17 protein-coding genes are annotated in these 20,489 nt (G+C 73.8%); 11 read left to right on the forward strand and 6 right to left on the reverse strand.

From position 1 onward, the window contains the following. Positions 1 to 35 precede the first annotated feature (35 nt). The gene (locus tag OG764_RS26750) at positions 36 to 1,868 is read right to left on the reverse strand and encodes an endonuclease/exonuclease/phosphatase family protein (protein ID WP_328970978.1); all 1,833 of its coding nucleotides are present in this window, start codon (positions 1,866 to 1,868) and stop codon (positions 36 to 38) included. Positions 1,869 to 2,139: 271 nt separating this feature from the next. On the opposite strand from OG764_RS26750, the gene OG764_RS26755 reads away from it, so the two are divergent. Both OG764_RS26755 and OG764_RS26760 read left to right on the forward strand, forming a co-directional pair. Next, on the forward strand, positions 2,140 to 3,684 hold the full coding sequence (locus OG764_RS26755) for a hypothetical protein (RefSeq protein ID WP_328970979.1): 1,545 nt from the start codon (positions 2,140 to 2,142) through the stop codon (positions 3,682 to 3,684). Between the two features lie 167 nt (positions 3,685 to 3,851). Further along, positions 3,852 to 5,297 carry an alkaline phosphatase PhoX gene (locus tag OG764_RS26760; protein WP_328970980.1) on the forward strand — a complete coding sequence of 482 codons (1,446 nt, stop codon included), beginning with the start codon at positions 3,852 to 3,854 and terminating at the stop codon, positions 5,295 to 5,297. Between the two features lie 121 nt (positions 5,298 to 5,418). Here OG764_RS26760 and OG764_RS26765 read toward each other — a convergent pair whose 3' ends face one another. The 4 genes from OG764_RS26765 to OG764_RS26780 all read right to left on the reverse strand — a co-directional run bounded on the left by OG764_RS26765 (position 5,419) and on the right by OG764_RS26780 (position 9,228). Next, positions 5,419 to 5,598: a hypothetical protein gene (locus tag OG764_RS26765; RefSeq protein WP_328970981.1), complete on the reverse strand. Its 180-nt coding sequence runs from the start codon at positions 5,596 to 5,598 to the stop codon at positions 5,419 to 5,421. 78 nt (positions 5,599 to 5,676) lie between these two features. Continuing rightward, the gene (locus OG764_RS26770; RefSeq protein WP_328970982.1) at positions 5,677 to 6,924 is read right to left on the reverse strand and encodes a TerD family protein; all 1,248 of its coding nucleotides are present in this window, start codon (positions 6,922 to 6,924) and stop codon (positions 5,677 to 5,679) included. Between the two features lie 92 nt (positions 6,925 to 7,016). Beyond that, positions 7,017 to 7,238 carry a hypothetical protein gene (locus OG764_RS26775; RefSeq protein WP_328970983.1) on the reverse strand — a complete coding sequence of 74 codons (222 nt, stop codon included), beginning with the start codon at positions 7,236 to 7,238 and terminating at the stop codon, positions 7,017 to 7,019. A gap of 388 nt (positions 7,239 to 7,626) precedes the next feature. After that, positions 7,627 to 9,228 (reverse strand): aldehyde dehydrogenase (NADP(+)), encoded by a 1,602-nt coding sequence (locus OG764_RS26780; protein WP_328970984.1) that lies wholly within the window; start codon positions 9,226 to 9,228, stop codon positions 7,627 to 7,629. A 176-nt stretch (positions 9,229 to 9,404) separates the two neighbouring features. Here OG764_RS26780 and OG764_RS26785 point away from each other — a divergent pair, with 176 nt between their 5' ends. The 8 genes from OG764_RS26785 (at position 9,405) to OG764_RS26820 (ending at position 17,812) form a co-directional block, all read left to right on the forward strand. Further along, the gene (locus OG764_RS26785; protein WP_328970985.1) at positions 9,405 to 10,175 is read left to right on the forward strand and encodes an IclR family transcriptional regulator; all 771 of its coding nucleotides are present in this window, start codon (positions 9,405 to 9,407) and stop codon (positions 10,173 to 10,175) included. Positions 10,176 to 10,630: 455 nt separating this feature from the next. Continuing rightward, a complete protein-coding gene (locus OG764_RS26790) occupies positions 10,631 to 11,503 on the forward strand; it encodes a hypothetical protein (protein WP_328970986.1) in 873 nt (290 codons plus the stop codon). Between the two features lie 107 nt (positions 11,504 to 11,610). Beyond that, a complete protein-coding gene (locus OG764_RS26795) occupies positions 11,611 to 12,900 on the forward strand; it encodes a sensor histidine kinase (RefSeq protein ID WP_443056247.1) in 1,290 nt (429 codons plus the stop codon). A gap of 56 nt (positions 12,901 to 12,956) precedes the next feature. Further along, positions 12,957 to 13,643, forward strand: coding sequence for a response regulator transcription factor (locus OG764_RS26800; protein ID WP_328973184.1), 687 nt, complete (start codon positions 12,957 to 12,959; stop codon positions 13,641 to 13,643). A gap of 62 nt (positions 13,644 to 13,705) precedes the next feature. Continuing rightward, complete coding sequence (locus OG764_RS26805) at positions 13,706 to 15,160, forward strand: peptidoglycan D,D-transpeptidase FtsI family protein (protein ID WP_328970988.1); 1,455 nt, start codon at positions 13,706 to 13,708, stop codon at positions 15,158 to 15,160. Between the two features lie 58 nt (positions 15,161 to 15,218). Beyond that, a complete protein-coding gene (locus OG764_RS26810) occupies positions 15,219 to 15,761 on the forward strand; it encodes a GNAT family N-acetyltransferase (RefSeq protein ID WP_328970989.1) in 543 nt (180 codons plus the stop codon). 159 nt (positions 15,762 to 15,920) lie between these two features. Continuing rightward, entirely contained in the window at positions 15,921 to 16,631 is a 711-nt protein-coding gene (locus OG764_RS26815; protein ID WP_328970990.1) for a DsbA family oxidoreductase, read from the forward strand. Positions 16,632 to 16,738: 107 nt separating this feature from the next. Further along, entirely contained in the window at positions 16,739 to 17,812 is a 1,074-nt protein-coding gene (locus OG764_RS26820) for an aminotransferase class V-fold PLP-dependent enzyme (RefSeq protein ID WP_328970991.1), read from the forward strand. 143 nt (positions 17,813 to 17,955) lie between these two features. Here the strand turns inward: OG764_RS26820 and OG764_RS26825 are convergent, their stop codons facing one another. Then, positions 17,956 to 19,038, reverse strand: a complete 1,083-nt coding sequence (locus OG764_RS26825) for an aminotransferase class V-fold PLP-dependent enzyme (RefSeq protein WP_328973185.1) — start codon at positions 19,036 to 19,038, stop codon at positions 17,956 to 17,958. 230 nt (positions 19,039 to 19,268) lie between these two features. On the opposite strand from OG764_RS26825, the gene OG764_RS26830 reads away from it, so the two are divergent. Then, positions 19,269 to 20,369 carry an amidohydrolase family protein gene (locus tag OG764_RS26830; RefSeq protein WP_328970992.1) on the forward strand — a complete coding sequence of 367 codons (1,101 nt, stop codon included), beginning with the start codon at positions 19,269 to 19,271 and terminating at the stop codon, positions 20,367 to 20,369. The last annotated feature ends 120 nt before the right edge of the window (positions 20,370 to 20,489 follow it).

Below are 20,489 nucleotides of genomic sequence, written 5' to 3' on the forward strand. Positions count from 1 at the left end.
CGGGACGGCGGCCGGGCACCCGCCCTCCTCCCCGACTACGGGAGGAAGCGCAGCACCTGCGGGTCGTGGTCGCTGTTCTGGTCGGCGAACTCCGCGTTGATGTGCACGCTGTCGTACGTGAAGTTCTTGACCGCCGGGCTGGTCAGGATCTGGTCCAGCACCTGCGAGTTGCCCTGGTACACGTACGAGTACCGCTCCGAGCGCGGCAGCGAGTTGACCGCCGGGTACAGCGCGCCGCCGTCGGTCAGCGCCTTCGTGGTCCCGGAGAACTCGAAGTCGTTGATGTCACCGAGGACGACGACCTTCGCGTTGCGCTGGACCGAGATCAGGTCCTTCACGAAGGTGTTCACGGCCTGAGCCTGGAGCAGCCGCTTGGCCTCCGAGGAACGCACCGGCGGCTGGTGGTGCGAGGTCAGGGCCTCGTCGCCGCCCTTGGAGCCGAAGTGGTTCGCGATGACGAACACGGTGCGGCCGCGGAAGACGAACTCGCCCGCGAGCGGCTTGCGGCTGGCCTCCCAGGCGGTGTTCGCCGGGTCGATCCGGCCGGGGGAGTGGGTCAGCGCGGCGTGCCCGCCGTCGGCGACGACACCGGTGGCGGTGGTCGCGTTGCCCGCGTCGCGGTCGGTGAAGGAGACCCGCTCCGGGTTGAAGAGGAAGACCTGGCGGATGTTGCCGCCGGGCTCGCCGCCGTCCTTGTTGTTCTCCGGGTCGATCGAACGCCACTGGTAGGCGGGGCCGCCCGCGGCCTTGATCGCGTCCGTGAACTTGACCAGGGTCTGGTCGGCGGCGACGGTGCCGTCGTTCTTCGCGCCGTTGTTGTCCTGGATCTCCTCCAGGGCGACGATGTCGGGCGAGGCGAGGTTCTCGACGACCGCCTTGGCGAGCGCGTCGAACTTCTCCTGCGCGTCGCTCGGGTCGAGGTTCTCGACGTTGTACGTGGCCACGGCGAGCTCGCCCGGCTTCTGCGCCTTGGTCTTCTCGCGCTCCAGGACCTTGGTCTGGAGGGTGCCCAGGGTGCGCGCGACCAGCGTGTAGCCGCCGAACTGGTTGAAGTCCAGCGGGCCCTCGGTGATGCCGGTCAGCTTGTCGCCGACGTTCGCCACCGGGAAGGGCTGCTGCGCCAGCGGCGCGAGCTGCTGGATCTGCAGGCGGCCGGTGTTCTGCGACTCGTACGAGCCGTAGAGGGTGCCGCCGCGCCGGGTGTTGTTCTCCCAGCCCTTCACGGTGACCCACAGCTCGGCGTACGGGTCCGTGGCGCCGACGACGCGGGAGGTGCCGACGCGGACGTTCATGCCCTCCAGCGACTCGTAGTAGTCGAGGGCGTAGGTGGACGGGTCCAGGGTGAGGCCGTTGATGCTGCCGGCCGCGGCCGCGTCGCCCTGGGGCGCGTACAGCTCCGGAACCGAGTACTCGTTGATGTGCTCGGCCTCGGGCAGCGCGTTGCCGGAGGAGACCACCGTCACGGTGGGCTTGCTGATCTGGGTGACCGACTGGTTGCCGGAGTTCAGGCCACCGGGGACGTACTCGCCGACCAGGCCGGAGACCTGGACGGCGTCGCCGACCGCGACGGTCGGGATCGAGCTGGTGAAGACGAAGACGCCCTCGCTGGTGGCCGCGTCGTCGTCGGCCTGCGGGTCCTGGATCCAGAAGCCGCGCGAGCCGTAGGTGCGGACGCCCGTGACGACGCCCTCGATGCCGGCGACCTGCTTGCCGGCGTACGGGGATATTCGGGTGGCGCCCTGGATGTCGTGGACGCGCAGGGAGGCCTCGCCGTCGGCGGCGGCGGTGGTTCCGGCGAGCAGGCCGGTGGCCAGGGCGGTGGCCACGACGGCCGCGACGGCGGCGGAACGGGAAAGGGGTCCGGTCACCTGAGGACGGGAACGCATGGGCAGGACTCCGGTGTGTTGATGAGGGAACGGAGTGGCGGTGCGATCTGCATAGATCTACGCGCGTCAATGTCTTGTGTGACCAGGGATGTTGTCAAGGTCTACCGGGGGTACGGAACCTGACGGTGCGATGAACCGGCCGGGATGCGGTGAAATGCGTCTACGCTGGGGCCCGCCCAAGGCGGTCCCGCACGCGTCCGGACCCGACCTGCGCCCCGACCTTGCACCCCACCGCGACGAGGAGAATCACCCGATGTCCGCAGAGCGCCCCACGCTGCCGCCGGTACGGCTGCACTCCGACGCGGAGCTCGCCCGAGACGCCCTCGGGACGCCGTTGCTCGCCCGCGCGGTGCGCCTCGCCCGCTGGGCCGGGCCCGCCACCAGGGTCGGCGCCGGCGGCGAGCTCGTCGAGGAGCTGCTGCCGCAGGCGGCGGTGCACCTCGGCCTCGACGAGGACCCGGAGGGCCTCGCGTACGCGAGCGAGGCCTGGCGGATCGCCGTGGACACCGGGCTGGTGGAGGTGACCGAGGAAGCCGAGGACACCGGCGGGGCCGGCGACACCGGCGGCACGGTGGTGCACGGCGAGGAACTCGGGCTGGTCGCCGGCGGCGCGCCCGCCGACGTCCTGGACCTGTGGCTGACCGCCCTGGACGCCGTGCTCGCCGACGCGGCCGTGCCGGACCTCGACGACCTCGTGGACGCGCTGGACTCCGGCGGCGAGATCGACTTCGGACGGCTGGACTGGGACCCGCAGCGCGAATCGGAGTTCCTGGACGGGGTGCTCGCCAACCTCTACCTGCTCACCGTCGCGGAAGGCGGGGCCGCGCACGGGCCGGTTCCGCTGCCGGTGCTCGCCGCCTCGATGATCGTGCCCGACGACATGGCCGATCCGACCGACGAGGTGCTGGAACAGGTCTCCGACGCGATGATGCGGCTCGACGACCAGTTCCGGCAGCTGGAGCCGATCGGGCTGGTCGAATACCGGCCGGTGGACGAGGCGTTGATGGCCGAGGTGGACGAATCGGACGAGGCGTACGCGGACGGGGCGTTCGGGGACGGGGCGCTCCCGGCGGGGGCGCAGGGTGTGCCCGGTGCCGGTGCCGGGCAAGGGGGCGAGGACGCGGAGGACGTGGAGGACGTGTCCCGGTACGGGCTGGTGCGGCTCACCCCGCTGGGCCTGTTCGGCGTCCGCGCCCGGATGCAGGAGGCCGGGGTGGAGGCCCCCGCCGTCGGCGACTTCGCGGACAAGGGCGCCGATGCCCTGCTGGACGCCGTCTCGTACTTCTCCGAGGACACGGCGCAGGCGGAGATCGAGCAGTGGCTCGCCCGCCGCGAGGTGCCGGGCGCCGCGGCCGAACTCCTGGCCGCCGCGCGGGGCGGCGACGCCGGCGGCCCGCTGCGCAGGCTGCGCTGCCAGCAGGCGCTTGCTCTCACGGACGGCGCCGCCGAGCCCGCCGTGCGCGCGGTGCTCGACGATCCGGAACTGGGCGGGCTGGCCCGGGTCTGGCTGGCCGAGCGCGGCGCCGCAGACGTGCCGGTGCCGGACCAGGCCATGGTCTTCTGGCTCACCGTGGACACGATCTCGGCCCAGCTGGCCGCGGACGGGGAGACGGAGGGGCTGGCAGCCCTGATGGCCGGACTGACCGAAGGGCACAGCGGGTTCTTCGACGCGGCCTGGCGGGTGGCGCACCCGGCCACCGCGGAGGTGCTGGAGGCCATGGGCCGGCTGCACCCCGACAAGAAGGCGGCGAAGGAGGCCCGGAAGGCGGCGTTCAAGGCGCGCTCGCGGCAGGGCTGACACGGACGGAATCCGGCCGCCGGGCCGGTTTTCATCCAACGGGGCGACCGTCCTTCGCGGGAAGTTCAACTGCCGTTCAGGCACGGCCGCGAGCCTGTCCGCGACCTCCCCCGGACTTCCTCCGGGGGACGCCCGTACAGGCGCACGCGTCCCCACAAGGAGAACCGATGCCGCTCAGCCGCAGAGAATTCACCGCCCGCACCGCGATCGCGGGAGCCGGAGTCGCCCTCACCGGCACGGTCGGGGCCCTGGCCACCGCCCCCGGCGCCCTGGCCGCCGACGAGAGCACGGCGCAGGGCGCCGGCGCGGACGGCAAGCACTGCGCGCCGGGGTACGGTCCGCTGGTCGCCGACCCGGCCGGCCTCCTCGCGCTGCCCGCCGGATTCTCGTACCGCGTCCTGACGCACAGCGGTGTCACGAAGCTGGAGTCCGGCGAGTCCACGCCCTCGAACCACGACGGCACCGCCGCCTTCGAAGGCCACCGCGGGGTCACGCTGCTCGTCAACAACCACGAGCTGAAGGGCAAGCGCTCGGGCTGGGCGTACCCGGTGCCGCTGACCGAGGGGCTCGTCTACGACCCGGGCGCGGCCGGCGGCTGCACGGTCGTCGAGGTCCGGCGCGGCGGCGAGGTCGCCGAGTGGGTCGGCATCGCCGGCACGTCCACCAACTGCGCCGGCGGCAGCACCCCCTGGGACACCTGGCTGACCTGCGAGGAGAACGAGGACCTCGCGGGCAAGAACGGCATGACCAAGGACCACGGCTACGTCTTCGAGGTCGACCCGCACGACCGGCGCGCCAACCAGGACCCGCGGCCCGTCAAGGCGTTCGGCCGGTACGCGCACGAGGCCGTGGTCATCGACCCCAAGCGCGGTCACGCCTACCTCACCGAGGACGCCTCCGGCCCGAACGGCCTGCTCTACCGCTGGGTCCCGCCGCAGGGCTTCCGGCACGGCCGCGGCCGGCTGCGCACCCTCGCCGACGACGCGGGCGTGCTGCAGGCCGCCAAGTGCTTCGACAGCTCGGGCCGGTTCGTGGACGACCTGTCCCGGGCCACCCGGATCGGCACCGTCTACGGCGTCGACTGGGTGGACGTGCCGGACCGCGACGCCCGTACGGTGCCGGTCCGCAAGCAGTTCGGCGAGGGCGAGGTCACCCGGGCCCGGAAGCTGGAGGGCATGTGGTGGGCCGACGGCGGGGCGTACTTCGTCTCCTCGTTCGCGCGTGAGGAGAGCCCGGGTGCGGCGCACGACGGCCAGGTCTGGTTCTACGACCCGAAGCGCCGCACGGTCCGGCTGACGGTGCTGATCGGGGTGAACGCCGACCCGTCGGTGGAGGGCGGCTACGACGGGCCCGACAACATCACCGTCTCCCCGTACGGCGGTCTGATCATCGCCGAGGACGGCTCCGGGCTGCAGCACCTCTTCGGTGCCACCGAGAGCGGACGTACCTACCCGCTGGCGCGCAACGAGCTGAACATCGGCACCGAGGCGGAGCCGGAGTACTCGGAGTTCACCGGGGTCTGCTTCTCGCCCGACGGCCGGACGCTGTTCGCCAGCATCCAGGACCCGGGGATCATGCTGGCGATCACCGGCCCGTGGCGCCGCAAGCACTGATCCACCGGCCCGAGCGGGACGAGGACGGGGACCGGGACGGGGGCCAGGAAGGGTACCGGGACCGGGACGGGGAAGGACCGGCCGCGCGTGGCGCGGCCGGCCCTTCCCTGCGTCGTCCGGATCAGAGCTCGGCCGCCTCGGCTTCCGCGCGCGAGGCCGCGGCCCACTCCTCCAGCAGGAATTCGTAGGCTTCGGCCGGCCACTCCTCGCCCGCGAGGTTTTCCACGAGCAGCCGTATCGCCTCATTCGCCTCGGCGGCGGATGGGCGAGCCGGGCCCGCAGGCATGAGTGTGTCGTACATGGGATCCAGGTTAGGGGCGGGCACTGACAGTCATCCTCGAATATCGCCTGAATGTGTCACCTCGGACCCGCCCTTTCGTCAAAGTGCCTGCGCAGCGGGCTTGACCATGCCCCGGACTGTGCGCGACTTCACAAACTCGCCGAGGGCGGTCATCTCCCATTCGCCCGAGAACTGGCGGATCAGCTTGGCCATCATCACGCCGGTCTGCGGCTCGGCGCTGGTGAGGTCGAAGCGGACCAGCTCCTCGCCGGTGGCCGCGTCGATCAGGCGGCAGTAGGCCTTGGCGACCTCGGTGAACTTCTGGCCCGAGAACGAATTGACGGTGAAGACCAGACCGGTGGCCTCGGCGGGCAGCCGGCCCAGGTCGACCACGATCACCTCGTCGTCCCCTGAGCCGTCACCGGTCAGATTGTCACCGGAGTGCTTGATCGAGCCGCCCAGGATGGAGAGCTTGCCGAAGTAGCAGCTGTCCAGGTGGTTGCGCTGCGGGCCGTACGCGATGACCGAGGCGTCGAGGTCGATGTCCTTGCCGCGGAACGCGGGCTCCCAGCCGAGGCCCATCTTGACCTGCGAGAGCAGCGGGCGGCCGCCCTTGACGAGGGACACGGTCTGGTTCTTCTGGAGGCTGACCCGCCCCTTGTCGAGGTTGATCTTGCCGCTCGGGGCGGCGGCCGGGGCGGCGACGGGCGGCGCGGGGGCTGCGGGGGGTGCGGGGGGCGCCGGCGGGGCCTGGGTCGCGGGCGGGGCCGGCCATGCGCCGGGCTGCGGGGCGGCCGGCGGGGCGGGGGGCGCCGGCGGGGCCACGGGGGCGACGGGGGCCGCGGCGGCGGGCTGCTCGTCCACGGACACGCCGAAGTCGGTGGCGATGCCCGCCAGGCCGTTCGCATACCCCTGGCCGACCGCGCGGACCTTCCAGACCCCGCCGCGCAGGTAGACCTCGACGACCACGAGCGCGGTCTCGGAGCCCAGCTGCGGCGGGGTGAAGGACGCGATGACGCTGCCGTCGTCCGCGTTGCGCACGGTCGCGGTGGGCTCGATGCCCTGGAAGCTCTGCCCCGCGGCGTCCGGACTGGCCGTGACCACGATCTTCTCGATGCCGGGCGGAACGGCGGAGGTGTCCACGACGATCGCGTCGGGAGCCGTACCGCCGCCGGACCGGTAGGCGACGCCGGGACCCGACGGCTGGTTGTAGAAGATGAAGTCGTCGTCGGAGCGGACCTTGCCGTCCGCGGCGAGCAGCAGCCCGGACACGTCGAGCCGTACCGGAGCGGCCACGTCGACCGTCACGCGGACGGTGTTCAGCGGCAGGTTCGAACCAGGGGTCATAGCGGTCATGCCCGGTGAACGACCGGAGTGCCTTTGCCGTTCCCTTACCCTGCGGGAAGTTCGGCCGGGCGGCTCAGTGGCCGCTCGGCGGCTCAGCGGCGGTTGCGCGGGTGGTTGCGGGCGGCGCGTTCGTTGCCGAACTTGTAGGCGCCGGTCCACCGGGCCATCACCAGCTGCCCGTCCCCGGACTCCACCTCGGCCAGGAACTTCTCGGCCCGGCCGCCGCGGAGGGTGCCCGCGGCCCGGCCCTGGTGGGTGATGACGACGCTGCCGTCGCCGCGCTGCTCGTACGTGAATCCATGGGGTCTGGGCACCCCCCGAGTCTGGCGCCCCACCCCACGACCCGGCAACGCACTTTCTGCCCGCCCGGACACCGCCGGGGGCCCGGGGTGCCGTCCGGCCGACCCCCGGCCTCGCCGGCGTTTGAGGCGCGGGGCTGGGCAGAGCCCACCTCAGCCTTGCCGGTGCCCTGGGGCAACCTCCAGCCTCGCCAACGCCCTGAGGCGAACCTCGGCCTGAGCGGGGCACATCCAGCCTCGCCGGCGTTTGAGGCGCGGGGTCTGGGGCGGAGCCCCGGGACTGCAACCCGGCTGGCGCCGGGCACCGGGCTCCGCCCGGACCCGCGCCTCGAACGCCGGCGAGGCTGAATCGGCGCGCCACGGTCAGCCGGCGGAGCCGAGGGGCGCTGGGCGGGGGCGGGAGTCAGGCGTTGGCGGGGGAGCCGTCCACCCGGCGGGGGAGCCCCAGCGGATTCCCCTCGCGCAACTCCGCCGGAAGCAGTCCATCCGGTACGGACTGGTAGGCCACCGGCCGCAACCACCGCTCGATCGCGGTACCACCGACCGAGGTGGAGTGCGAGGTCGCCGCCGGGTACGGCCCGCCATGGTGCTGGGCGGGCGCCACGGCCACGCCGGTGGGCCAGCCGTTGACCAGGACCCGCCCGGCCAGCGAGGCCGCCTGGGCGATCAGTTCCGCGGCCGGGCCCGCCGCGCCCGCCGCCTCGGCGTCCGACAGCTGGAGGGTGGCGCTGAGGTTCCCGGGGAGCCGCCCCAGCACCGCGGCCGCCTCGTCCTGGCCGGCGTACCGCGCGAGGACGGTGACCGGACCGAAGCACTCCTCCAGCAGGAGCCCGTACGGGCCCTCGGGCTCGGTCAGGTGACGGGCGGGCACCGAGAGGAAGCCCGCGCCGACCGTCAGCTCACCGGAGCCGCCACCGGCACGGGCGCCGACATCGGCGTCCGCGCCCGACTCGGCAGGCGCGTCCGCGCCCGCCCCCGGCGCGACCGGCGCGGTCACCCCGGGAAGCGCGACCCGCTCACGTACCCCGGCCAGGAAGTTGTCCCGCATCCGGAGGTCGAGGAGCACACCGGGGGCGGTCCCGGCGACGGACTTGGCGAGGGCCTCGGCGACCCGGTCGCCGTCGGGGCCCTCCGGCACCAGCACCAGGCCGGGCTTCACGCAGAACTGGCCGACCCCGAGGGTCATCGCACCCGCGAGCCCCGCGCCGATCTCCTCGGCGCGCTCGGCGGCGGCCGCGGCGGTGACCACGACCGGGTTGAGCGAGCCGAGCTCGCCGTGGAAGGGGATCGGCACCGGCCGGGCGGCGGCCGCGTCGAACAGGGCCCGCCCGCCCCGGATGGAACCGGTGAATCCGGCCGCGGTCACCAGCGGGTGGCGGATCAGTTCCAGCCCCGCGTCGAAGCCGTGCACGACGGTGACGACGTCCTCGGGCAGCCCCGCCTCGACGGCGGCCCGGCGCAGCAGCGCGCCGCAGAGTTCGGAGGTCGCGGGGTGGTCGGGGTGCGCCTTGACCACCACCGGGCAGCCGGCCGCGAGGGCGCTGGCCGTGTCGCCGCCGGGGACCGAGAAGGCGAGCGGGAAGTTCGAGGCCGCGTACACGGCGACGACGCCCAGCGGCACCTTGTAGCGGCGCAGCTCCGGGCGGGGCGGGGTGAGCGCGGGATCGGCGTGGTCGATCCGGATGTCCAGGTAGCCGCCCTCCTCGACCAGGTCGGCGAAGGCGCGCAGCTGGTAGGTGGTGCGGGCGAGTTCACCGGTGAGGCGGGCGGTGCCGAGGGCCGTCTCGGCGTCGGCGGTCTCGACCACGGCCGCCACCGCCTCGTCCAGCGTCCGGGCCGCGGCGCGCAGGAAGGCGATCCGGGCGGTGCGGTCGGCGAGCGCGGTGCGCGCGTCGTGCGCCGCTCGCACGGCCGCGTCCACCGCCTGGGGTGTGGCCTGCGCCGCAACCTGTTCGCGCTGCTTCCCGGTGCGGGGGTCCACACTCCAGACTGGTGCTGCTGCCATGGCGCCACTGCCTCCTGGATCTGCCCGGGCCGGCCCGGCCCTGCGGGGGCTCCGGGTCCGTACTGGCCCGCGCGAGTCCGTTCAGTATTCTGAACGGCGTTCGTAAGGGTGAATGATCGGTTCTGGTCCGGACTCTATTTCCGCACCGGACGCATGACAAGAGGGGCAAAGAGGCGATGGCTACAGCCGAGTCAGGGGCGGCACCGGTCAAATCCGCCGTCCGCACGGTCGAGTTGCTGGAGTGGTGCGCGGCCCGGCCGGGCCTGCACAGCCTGGCCGAGATCCAGGAGGCGATCGGGTACCCCAAGTCCAGCCTCTACATGCTGCTCCGCACCCTGGTCGACCTGGGCTGGGTGGAGACGGACACGACCGGCACCCGGTACGGGATCGGGGTCCGCGCGCTCCTGGTCGGCAGCTCGTACATCGACGGCGACGAGGTGGTCGCGGCCGCGCGGCCCACCCTGGACCGGCTCTCCGACGACACCACCGAGACCATCCACCTGGCCCGGCTGGACGGGGCGAGCGTGGTGTACCTCGCCACCCGGCAGTCCCAGCACTTCCTGCGCCCCTTCACCCGGGTCGGCCGGCGGCTGCCCGCGTACTCGACGGCGCTCGGCAAGGCGCTGCTGGCCACGCACACCGACGAGCAGGTGCGCGCCCTGCTGCCGGAGCGGCTGAAGCCGGTCACCGAGCACACCATCACCGACCGCGAGGTGCTCATCGAGGAGCTGGCGCTGGTGCGGGAACAGGGCTACGCGGTGGACCGCGAGGAGAACACCCTCGGGCTGCGCTGCTTCGGGGTGGCCGTGCCGTACCGCACGCCGGCCCGGGACGCGATCAGCTGCTCGGTGCCGGGCGCCCGGCTGACCCCGGGGCACGAGCAGGTGATCAAGGCCGCGCTGTTCGACGCCCGAGACCGCCTGATACTGGCGACGCGGCGGCTCTGAGCGGGGGTCGGGCGTCGTCGCGGCGGCGCTGAGAGGCAGCCGCGGTCGGCGGGGGCGAGTGGCTGCCGGGCCGGGTGGGGACGCCCGGGCGCGGGGCAGCCGGGCCGGGTGGGGCACCCGGGGTAGTGGGCGTTTCTCCCCCGCGTGGGGGAGGCGGATCCCCTCGGCGGGGGAGGTGGAGGGTGGTGGTCGGCCGGGATGGTGGGGTCATGACCACGCGAAGCGCCGCCCCTGCCCCTGAACCTGTCTCTCCCGCTCCCGCTCCCACTCCTTCTCGTTCTGTCCCTGTCCCTGCCCCTGTCTCTGCCTCGGCTCGCGAACCTGGCCCTGCGCCCGCCTCCGTCTCCGTCTCCATCTCCGCCCCTGTCTCGGTATCCACGTCGGCCCGGACCGTCGCCGGAGGCTCACTCACTCCCGCGCGCCGGGCTCTGCGGGCCGTCGCGCTGGCGGCCACCGTGCCCTACCTCGCGCTCAAGACGGCCTGGGTGGCGGGGAGTCACATCGGGATACCCGAAGGCAGCGTTCTGCGGGACCCGGACCTCACGCTCACCGTGGCCAACGCGACCACGATCGCCATGGACGCCACCCTCGCCGTCCTGGTGCTGCTGCTGACCCGGCCGTGGGGGCTGCGGGTTCCGGCCTGGCTGCTGACCGTGCCGGTGTACGTGGCGACCGGGCTGCTGGCGCCCATATGCGCCGGGTATCCGGCCCAGTTGGTGCTGAAGGCCTTCGGGGGCACGCCACTGAAGGCGGACGCGGAGCCCTTCCTCGAACCGTGGGTGTTCGCCGTCGTCTACACCGGCTTCATCGTCCAGGCCCTCGCGCTGGCCGGCCTGTTCGTGCCGTACGCCCGGGAGCGGTGGGGCAGACGCTGGCAGGGGCCCCTCGGTGCCCGGATGACGGACGCGGCCCGTGTCGCGGCCGGTGCGGCGGCGGTGGCCGCCCTGGCGGTGGCCGCGCCCCACCTGTACTGGGCGTTCGGGGGCGCCGCTGGGCTCGGCGGGGCCGGGGTGGACGCGGAATCCTCCACAGCCCGCATGATGCACGGCGTCCACGCGCTCTTCGCCCTTGGCGCGGGGGCGGGAGCACTGATACTCGCCCGCGGCGGCCGGGTTCGGGCGCGCATGCCGCTGGCCGTCGCCTGGATCGGATCCTCCGCCACCGCCTGCTGGGGCGCCTGGATGACGATCGCCTTGGCGGGTGAGCTGTTCGACACGGACCAACAGGCCCCCACCGCACTGTTGTTCGCCTACGCTGGCCAAATGATCACTGGGGGCATCGTGGCGGCGGTCCTGACCCGGTTCCTCACGGCCCGCCGCACCGTGTGAGCGCCGCACGGAACAGTCCGGGGACCGCGGCCGCGACTGGGACTGGGACTGGGGCCGGGGCTGGGGCCGGGGCCGGCGCTGAGGCCGGGGTCGGCGCCGGGCGTCGGCTGCGGCGGGCGGCCGCGCGGCTCGCGGGGGCCGCGGCCGGGCTGCGGTGGGTGCACCTGATACTCGGCGGCGCCCTGTTCATGCCGTACTTCCTGCTCGCCGGGGTGGTGGGCAGTGTCCTCACCGGCGGTCGGAGCGCGTTCAGCTCGCTCGGGCTCTCCCTGATGGCGTACGGCATGGCACTGCCGGTGGTCGCGGTCAGCGGAGTGTTCCGGCTGGTGCGGCCGATGTCGGTGGCCGCGGTACGGGCGATGTGCGCGGTGCCGGGGGAACGGCTGGCCGACGGGCCCGCCCGGACCTGGGCCGCGCGCGGGCGGACCTCGGGCTGGTGGACCCTGCACCTGGGCGTGGGCGCGGTGCTCAGCGGCCTCACCCTGGCCGTGCCGCCGATGGCGTTGGTGCTGCTGGTGGTGCCGTTCTCATCGCGGGTGCGGCACTCACAGACCGTCGTGTACCCCTGGTTCTCCCACGGCGGTGTGCTCGTGGCTCCGCTGGTGGGACTGGCGCTGCTGGTGGCTCTGGCCGGCTGTGCGGCGGCTGCCGGGGCGCTGCTGGCCCGGCTGGCACCGGTGCTGCTCGGGCCGACCCCCGCCGACCGGCTGGCCGCCGCGGAGGAGCGGGCGGCCGACCTGGCCGTACGCAACCGGCTGGCGCGGGAGCTGCACGACTCGGTGGGCCACGCGCTCAGCGCGGTCACCCTGCAGGCGGGCGCGGCCCGCAGGGTGCTCGACACGGACCGGGAATTCGTACGGGAGGCGCTGGCGGCGATCGAGGAGACCACCCGGCGCACGGTCGGGGAGCTGGACACCGTCCTGGGGCTGCTGAGGGACGGCGACGGGGCGCGGCCGGACACCGCACCGGCACCGACACTGGCTGCCGATCTGGACGGGCTGCTGGACCGGACCCGCGCGGCCGGGATCGCGGTGGAGGCGGTGGGCGGGGACTGGTCGGGAGTGCCGCAGACCGTCTCGCGGGAGGCCTACCGGATCGTCCAGGAGGGCCTGAGCAATGCGCTGAAACACGGCACGGGGCCCGTGGCCGTGCGGATCGCGGTGGACGGGGACGCAGACGGGAAGGAGCTGGAGATCGTGATGACCAATCCGACGGCCGGGGCGGCGGCGGTGCCTGCCGGCCGCGAGACCGGGGGCGGCACCGGGGGCCGCGGCCTGCACGGGATACGGGAGCGGGCCGCGCTGCTGGGCGGCGCGGCCGAGGCCGGGGAGCGCGACGGCCACTGGCGACTGCGCGCTGCCCTCCCCCTCGCCGCCCGGCCGGGGCCCCGGCCGTGACCGGGCAGCCCGAGGCCGGGGATTCGATGTCCGACGGGTCGATGTCCGGCGGGTCGATGTCCGGCGGGTCGGCCGGGGGGCCTGGTGGGGGCGTGTTGCGGGTGGTGGTGGCCGACGACGAGCGGATGGTGCGCACGGCGTTGCGGGTGATCCTCGATGCCGAGCCGGACCTCGACGTGGTGGGGGAGGCCGCCACCGGGGCCGAGGCGGTGTCCGTCGTCCGTGAGCTGCGGCCCGACGTGGTCCTCATGGACGTGCGGATGCCCGGTATCGACGGGATCCGGGCCACCGAGCAGATCCTCGCCACCCTGGCCGAGCCGCCGCGGGTCGTGGTCGTGACCACCTTCGAGAACGACGCCTACGTGTACGAGGCGCTGCGGGCCGGGGCCGCCGGGTTCCTGCTCAAGCGGGCGGCGGCCGAGGAGCTGATCGGGGCGGTCCGGCTGGTCGCCCGCAGTGACTCGGTGCTCTTCCCCGCCGCCGTCCGGGCCCTCGCGGCGGAGCACGCCCGGCGGGAGCCGGCGGCCCCGGCGTGGGCGGCGCGGCTCACCGGGCGGGAGGCGGACGTCCTGCGCCTGATGGCCGGCGGGCTGTCGAACCACGAGATCAGCGAGCGGCTCGGAGTGGGCCCGGCCACCGTCAAGACGCACGTGGCCGCCGTCCTGGCCAAGACGGGCTCGCGGGACCGCACCCAGGCGGTCATCGCCGCCTTCGAAGGAGGTCTGATGATGAGGAAAAGCTGAGAACCCCGCCACAAACGGGGCAGACCGGAACGCCCGGGCCGGTTCGTGCGTCATCCAGAGGGATGAACAAAACGATCAGGCGTGCGTCGGTCTTCTGTCTGCTCCTGGTACTCGCTCTGCTCGTGCGGGTCACCTGGGTCCAGGCGTACCAAGGCCAGGCCCTCGCAGACGACGAGAACAACACACGGACGACCATCGCGCGGTACTCGGGCCCGCTCGGGAACATCATCGTGGGCGGGAAGGCGGTGACCGGCTCCAAGAAGGTGGACCAGGGCAACTACGCGTACATGCGGACCTACACCGACGGCCCGCTGTACGCGCCGGTCACCGGCTACAGCTCGCAGGTCTTCGGCAAGAACCAGCTGGAGAAGCTGTACGAAAAGGTGCTCGACGGGTCGGACAACCGGCTCAAGGACCCGCTCGACGTGCTCACCGGCAAGCGGTCCGACCCCGGCAACGTGCTGACCACCATCGATCCGGCGGTGCAGAAGGCCGGCTACGAGGCGCTCAAGGGGAAGACCGGCGCCGCCGTCGCGATCGACCCGGCCACCGGGGCGGTCCTGGGCATCGTGGTCAACCCGTCCTACGACCCCGGCCGGATCTCCGGCGGCACCAAGAAGGACGGCAAGGCCTGGAAGGAACTGTCCGCCGAGAACGGCAAGGCCATGCTCAACCTGGCCCTGCGCCAGCCGGTCGCACCCGGCTCGACGTTCAAGCTGGTCACCATGGCGGCGGCGCTGGAGGAAGGGCTCTACGACTCCATCGACGAGCCCACCGACAGCCCCGACCCGTACACCCTGCCCGGCACCCGGTACGTCCTGAAGAACGAGAGTGCCTCGGCGCCCTGCAAGAACGCCTCGCTGCGGACCGCGCTGCGGTACTCCTGCAACAACGTCTTCGCGCACCTCGCCTACAAGCTGGGCCAGGACAAGATGCTCGACATGGCGCAGAAGTTCGGCTTCAACGACGAGAAGCAGGACATCCCGGTGCGCGCCACGGCGAGCAACTACCCCCGGAAGAAGATGTCGCCCGACCAGGTCGCGCAGACCGGCATCGGCCAGTTCGACGTGACGGCGACCCCGCTCCAGATGGCGATGGTCTCGGCGGCCATCGAGAACGGCGGCAAGCTGGTCGCCCCGCACATGGTCTCCGAGGTCACCGACGCCAACGGCAACGTGCTGGAGAGCTTCAAGGACGCCGAATCCACCGAGATCATGAGCGAGGACACCGCCTCGAAGATCCGCGACGCGATGCGGACCGTGGTCGAGGAGGGAGGCGGCGGCACCGCCAAGGTGAGCGGCGCCGAGGTCGGTGGCAAGACCGGAACCGCCCAGCGCGGCGTGAACAACAGCCTGAACCCGTACGCCTGGTTCACCTCGTACGGCAAGGCCGGCGGCAAGCAGGTGGCGGTGGCGGCGGTGATCGAGAACTCGGACACCGACCGTTCCGAGATCGCGGGCGGCAAGCTGGCGGCTCCCGTCGCCCAGAAGATGATGGCGGCCGCGCTGGGGAAGTAGTGCTGCACGCCACGTCGGCGGCGGGAACGGTCCGGATGCCGGAAGCGTCTCCCCTCCCATGATCAGGAACGCCTTCCCCGCAGACCTCGACGAGATCGCCGCGCTCCACACCCGGGCGCGCGCCACGTACTACAGCGGCCGGATCCCGGAAGAGGCCTACCAGGGCGAGGCCGAACTCGCCCGCACCCGCGAGGGGTGGGCGCGCGCGGTCGAGCGCGGCGACGGCAGCGTCCTGTGCTCCGAGCGGCGTGGCAAGGTGGCCGGGGTCGCGGCCTTCCGGGTCGTCGACAGCGAGATGACGCTCACCCAGCTCCACGTGGACCCCGGCCACTGGCGCCAGGGCATCGGCCGCGAACTGCACGCGGTGTGCGTCGAGGTGTGGCGGCGCGCCGGGGTGGTCCGCGCCCGGCTGGAGGTCTACGAGCACAACCTCCGCGCCCAGGCCTTCTACGCCGCGCACGGCTGGCGGCCCGCCGAGCCGGATCCGCGTGCCGGCTCGCACCGCGTCCTGTGGCTCGCGGTACCGCCCTTCCGCGGCAGCGGATCCGCGGCGCCGGACGGCGTCGGCGGCACCGCCGGAGCGGGGCGCGCGGGGGACTAGGCGGCCTGGTGTCGCGGTGATCCGGTGGGGTCGGGGCGGTCGGCGGGAATGGGGCGGGCGGGGGGCTTGTTGTGCTGCCCGGTGACCGGAGGGGATCCCTCCGCACCGGCTGCGTCACCGCACGGCCACCCCGACCCACGGACCGGAGAGAAGGAAGACATGCGCGTCGAGATCTGGAGCGACATCGCCTGCCCCTGGTGCTACATAGGCAAGGCCCGGTTCGAGAAGGGGCTGGCCGCGTTCGCGCACCGGGACGCGATCGAGGTCGTGCACCGCTCCTTCGAGCTCGACCCGCACCGCGCCAAGGGCGACACCGGCCCCGTCGTCGAGATGCTCGCCCGGAAGTACGGGCGCACCGTCGAGGAGGCGCGCGGCATGGAGGAGAACGTCGCCCAGAACGCCCGCGCCGAGGGGCTCGGCTACCGCACCGAGGGCCGGGACCACGGCAACACCTTCGACATCCACCGGCTACTGCACCTGGCCGCCGACCGCGGCCGCCAGGACGCGCTGCTGAACCTCGCGTACCGCGCCAACTTCGCCGAGGAGCGCTCGGTGTTCGACCCCGAGGTGCTGATCGCCCTCGCCGTCGAAGCCGGACTGGACGAGACCGAGGCCCGCGCGGTCCTCGCCGACGAGGACGCGTACGCGGACGCGGTGCGCGCCGACGAGCGGGAGGCGGCCGAACTCGGCGCGAACGCCGTGCCGTTCTTCGTCCTCGACCGTCGCTTCGGCGTCTCGGGCGGGCAGCCCGCCGAGGTCTTCACTCAGGCGCTGGAGCAGGCCTGGCAGGGCCGCGACGAGGTCGAGACGGTCGCGGCCGAAGCCTGCGACCCCGACGGCGCCTGCGCCGTTCCGTCCCCCGGCGCCTGACGATCTCCTGCTCTTACCCCTCCGACGTGCATCTATAAGCATTACTTAGGTCCGTCATGGGATTTTAGTCAATGGACTTTGGGTCGGAGGGGGCCCAGAGTGGGCGCATGGACCTTCCCCTTGCCGAACTGACCGGCGCGGAGTTCGCGCGCACGACCACGTACCTCAACACGGCCACCTGCGGGATCATGCCGCGCCGCGGTGTCGCGGCGGTACGGGAGATGGCGGAGGCGGCCGGCGCCGGCGAGGCCGCCGGCTTCGGCGACTTCGAGCGGATCGCGCGGGTCCGCGAGTCCTTCGCCCGCCTCGTGGGGGTGGGCCCGGACCGGGTGGCCCTCGGCTCCGCGGTCGCCACGCACGTCGCCCTGGTCGCCGCCGCACTGCCGTCCGGTGCGGAAGTGCTGCTGCCCGAGGACGACTTCGCCTCGGTGATCAACCCGTTCGTGGTGCGCGGCGACCTCAAGGTGCGGTTCGCGCCGCTGGAGTCGCTGGCCGAGTCGGTCGACAGCGGCACCGCGCTGGTCGCGCTGAGCGCGGTCCAGTCCGCGGACGGACGGCAGGCCGACCTGGCCGCGGTCCGCGCCGCCAGCGCCGGCCACGGGGCGCGGATGCTGGTGGACGCCACGCAGGCGGCGGGCTGGCTCCCCTTCGACGCGAGCCCGTACGACTTCACCGTCACGGCCGGCTACAAGTGGCTCCTCGCCAGCCGCGGCGCGTCCTACCTCACGGTGTCGGAGGAGGCGCAGGAGGCGCTGCCCGCCCTGTACGCGGGCTGGGTGGCCGCGGAGTCGATCTGGGACGCCACCTACGGGCCCATGCCGGAACTCGCGCACACCGCCCGCCGGTTCGACGAGAGCCCGGCCTTCCTCGCCTACCACGCCGCCGAGCCCGCGCTCGAACTCCTGCTGGGCGTCGGGATGGCCGCCGTCCACGCCCACGACACCGCCCTCGCCGCCCGCTACCGGGCCGGCCTGGCGGAGCTCGGCCACCGTCCGGTGCCGGGCGGCGCCCCGATCGTGGCCGTGCCGGGGCTCGCGGACCGGCAGCCGGAACTGGCCGCGGCGGGCATCCTCACCGCGGCCCGCGCCGGCGCCCTGCGCGCGTCCTTCCACCTCTACAACACCGAGGCCGACGTGGACCGCCTCCTCAACGCCCTCGCCGACCGCCCCACCACCCGCTGACGCGCCCCGGACCGCCCACACCCCGACCACCCGCCGACGCGCGCCCGCATGCCGAGCGGGCGCGCCCGGCGAACCGGCGGCGCCGGACAGGCCGGGGCGCCCACCGCTGGTCCTGTGGCCGGAGAGGTTTGCCGGTCACAGCACTAGCGTGCCGCCCAGGCGGCCTCGGCCGCGTCCAGGGCCGGGGCCGCGGGCACGCCGAGGGCGGTGGCCAGGGCGGTCAGGGAGGCGCGGACGGTGGCCAAGGAGGCCGCCGGACCGTAGTGGTTGACCCGGAGCATCTGCGAGGCCAGCGCCCCGCCGCCGGCGGCCACCGGCACGGCCGGGTCGGCCGCCACGGCCTTCGCCGCGACCAGCGAGGCGTCCGCGACCCGCAGGGTCGTCGCGACCGGCGCGGCCGCGGCCGCCTCCCGCACGTACGGGCAGACGCCGCCGCCGAGCGCCACCGCGCCCGCCCGGACGGCCGCCGCGGCGGCCGCGTGCCGCCGCTCCACCGCCGCCAGGCCCTCCGCCTCGACCCGCTCGGCGCACGCCTCCAGGGCCAGCATCTCGAGCTGCGCCGGCGCGTGCAGCAGCGCCTTGCGCCCGCCGTCGATCCAGCGCTCCTTCCAGTCCAGCAGCGACAGGTACGAGCGCCTCGGCGCCGCCGGGTTCGCCGCGAACCGGTCCCACGCGCGCTCGCTGACCGACACGGCCGACACCCCGGCCGGCCCGCCCAGGGCCTTCTGCGCGCCGATCACGCACAGGTCGACGCCCCACGCGTCGGGGAGCAGCGGCTCGGCGCCCGTCGAGGCCACGGCGTCCAGCATGAACAGCGCGCCGTGGGCCCGTACGGCCTCGCCGATCTCCGCGACCGGGTTGGTGTTCCCGGTCGCCGCCTCCGCGTGCACCAGCGACACGAAGTCGATCTCCGGGCGGTCCGCGAGCGCCGCCGCGACCTGCGCGCCGGTGACCGCCGAGTCGAACGGCACCACCAGGTCGACGACGTCGGCGCCGCAGTCGCGCAGCCAGTTGCCGAAGGTGGTCCCGTACGGGCCGGTGACGACGTTCAGCGCGGTCGAACCGGGCCGCGCCCCCGACCGGATGCACGCCTCCAGCGGCAGCAGCGCCTCGCCCTGCGTGATCACGACGTCCTGCCGGGTGGAGAGCAGGGCCGCGACCCGCCTCTCGATCGAGGCGAAGCGCTCCGCGGTGAGCGGGGCCAGGTCCAGGAAGGGGTGGGGCACGGCGGGATTCACGCTGCTGCTCTCTTCGTTCGGAACCGTACGGGGTGGTGCGGTGGGGCTGGTCGGGGCCGTGGCGGACGGGGTCGGGCCGTGGCGGACGCGAGGGAGGCGGCCGGAGCCGGCCGGAGGCGTCCGGTTACGTCCGGGATCGTCCGGGGCTGTGCCCCGAGCCTAACCGGCGCCCCCGGGAGGCCTCGTACGGTCCCCGGGGCGCCTCGTACAGTGCGGGCATGAGCGATCAGGCTGATCAGGCTGTGCTGCACGTGAAGGGGCGGGTGCTCGTCGGGCCGGAGGAGGTCCGCGACGAGCTGTGGGTGATCGGCGGGCGGGTGTCGTTCGAACGCCCGGTCACCGCCCGCGAGACCGTGACGGTGACCGGCTGGGCCCTGCCCGGGCTGGTCGACGCCCACTGCCACGTGGGCCTCGACGGGCACGGGCCGGTCGACGACGCGACGAGCGAGAAGCAGGCGCTGGCCGACCGGGACGCCGGCACCCTGCTGATCCGCGACGCCGGCTCGCCGTCCGACACCCGCTGGATCGACGACCGGCCCGACCTCCCGAAGATCATCAGGGCGGGCCGCCACATCGCCCGCACCCGGCGCTACATCCGCAACTACGCCCACGAGATCGAGCCCGCGGACCTGGTGTCCTACGTGGCCCGCGAGGCGGAGCGGGGCGACGGCTGGGTCAAGCTCGTCGGCGACTGGATCGACCGGGACGCGGGCGACCTGACCGCCTGCTGGCCGCGCGCCGAGGTCGAGGCGGCCATCGCGGAGGCCCACCGGCTGGGCGCCCGCGTCACCGCGCACTGCTTCGCCGAGGACTCGCTGCGGGACCTGGTCGAGGCGGGCATCGACTGCATCGAGCACGCCACCGGGCTGACCGAGGACACGATCCCGCTGTTCGCCGAGCGCGGCGTGGCGATCGTCCCGACCCTGGTGAACATCGCCACCTTCCCCCGTCTCGCCGACGGCGGCGAGTCGAAGTTCCCCCGCTGGTCCGCGCACATGCGGCGGCTGCACGAGCGGCGCTACGACACGGTCCGCGCGGCGTACGACGCGGGCGTGCCGGTCTTCGTCGGCACGGACGCCGGCGGCTCGCTGCCCCACGGGCTGGTCGCCGCCGAGGTCGCGGAGCTGGTCAAGGCGGGCCTGCCGGCGGGTGACGCGCTGTCGGCGACGGCCTGGCGGGCCCGCGAGTGGCTGGGCCGGCCCGGGCTGGTCGAGGGCGCACCGGCCGACCTCGTCGTGTACGGGTCGGACCCGCGCGCGGACGTCGGCGTACTGGCCGATCCGCGACGGGTCGTGCTGAACGGGCGGCCCGTCGCCTGACCGGCGGCCATGGCGGCCACGGCGGTCGAGGAGCCGTGTTGACGGGCCGTTACCCGGCCCCGGCGTGGCTCGTTCCCGATGGTCGCCGGAGCGCTGCGCGGGCGCGTGGAGGTGGTGCGG

This window comes from Streptomyces sp. NBC_00239, assembly GCF_036194065.1.
Taxonomy (GTDB): domain Bacteria; phylum Actinomycetota; class Actinomycetes; order Streptomycetales; family Streptomycetaceae; genus Streptomyces.

Coding starts and splice junctions, on each gene's coding strand:
- OG764_RS26755 (WP_328970979.1), top strand. CDS start 2,140: ATGTCCGCAGAGCGCCCCACGCTGCCGCCGGTACGGCTGCACTCCGAC.
- OG764_RS26760 (WP_328970980.1), top strand. CDS start 3,852: ATGCCGCTCAGCCGCAGAGAATTCACCGCCCGCACCGCGATCGCGGGA.
- OG764_RS26765 (WP_328970981.1), bottom strand. CDS start 5,598: ATGTACGACACACTCATGCCTGCGGGCCCGGCTCGCCCATCCGCCGCC.
- OG764_RS26770 (WP_328970982.1), bottom strand. CDS start 6,924: ATGACCCCTGGTTCGAACCTGCCGCTGAACACCGTCCGCGTGACGGTC.
- OG764_RS26780 (WP_328970984.1), bottom strand. CDS start 9,228: ATGGCAGCAGCACCAGTCTGGAGTGTGGACCCCCGCACCGGGAAGCAG.
- OG764_RS26785 (WP_328970985.1), top strand. CDS start 9,405: ATGGCTACAGCCGAGTCAGGGGCGGCACCGGTCAAATCCGCCGTCCGC.
- OG764_RS26800 (WP_328973184.1), top strand. CDS start 12,957: ATGTCCGGCGGGTCGGCCGGGGGGCCTGGTGGGGGCGTGTTGCGGGTG.
- OG764_RS26805 (WP_328970988.1), top strand. CDS start 13,706: ATGAACAAAACGATCAGGCGTGCGTCGGTCTTCTGTCTGCTCCTGGTA.
- OG764_RS26810 (WP_328970989.1), top strand. CDS start 15,219: ATGATCAGGAACGCCTTCCCCGCAGACCTCGACGAGATCGCCGCGCTC.
- OG764_RS26815 (WP_328970990.1), top strand. CDS start 15,921: ATGCGCGTCGAGATCTGGAGCGACATCGCCTGCCCCTGGTGCTACATA.
- OG764_RS26820 (WP_328970991.1), top strand. CDS start 16,739: ATGGACCTTCCCCTTGCCGAACTGACCGGCGCGGAGTTCGCGCGCACG.
- OG764_RS26830 (WP_328970992.1), top strand. CDS start 19,269: ATGAGCGATCAGGCTGATCAGGCTGTGCTGCACGTGAAGGGGCGGGTG.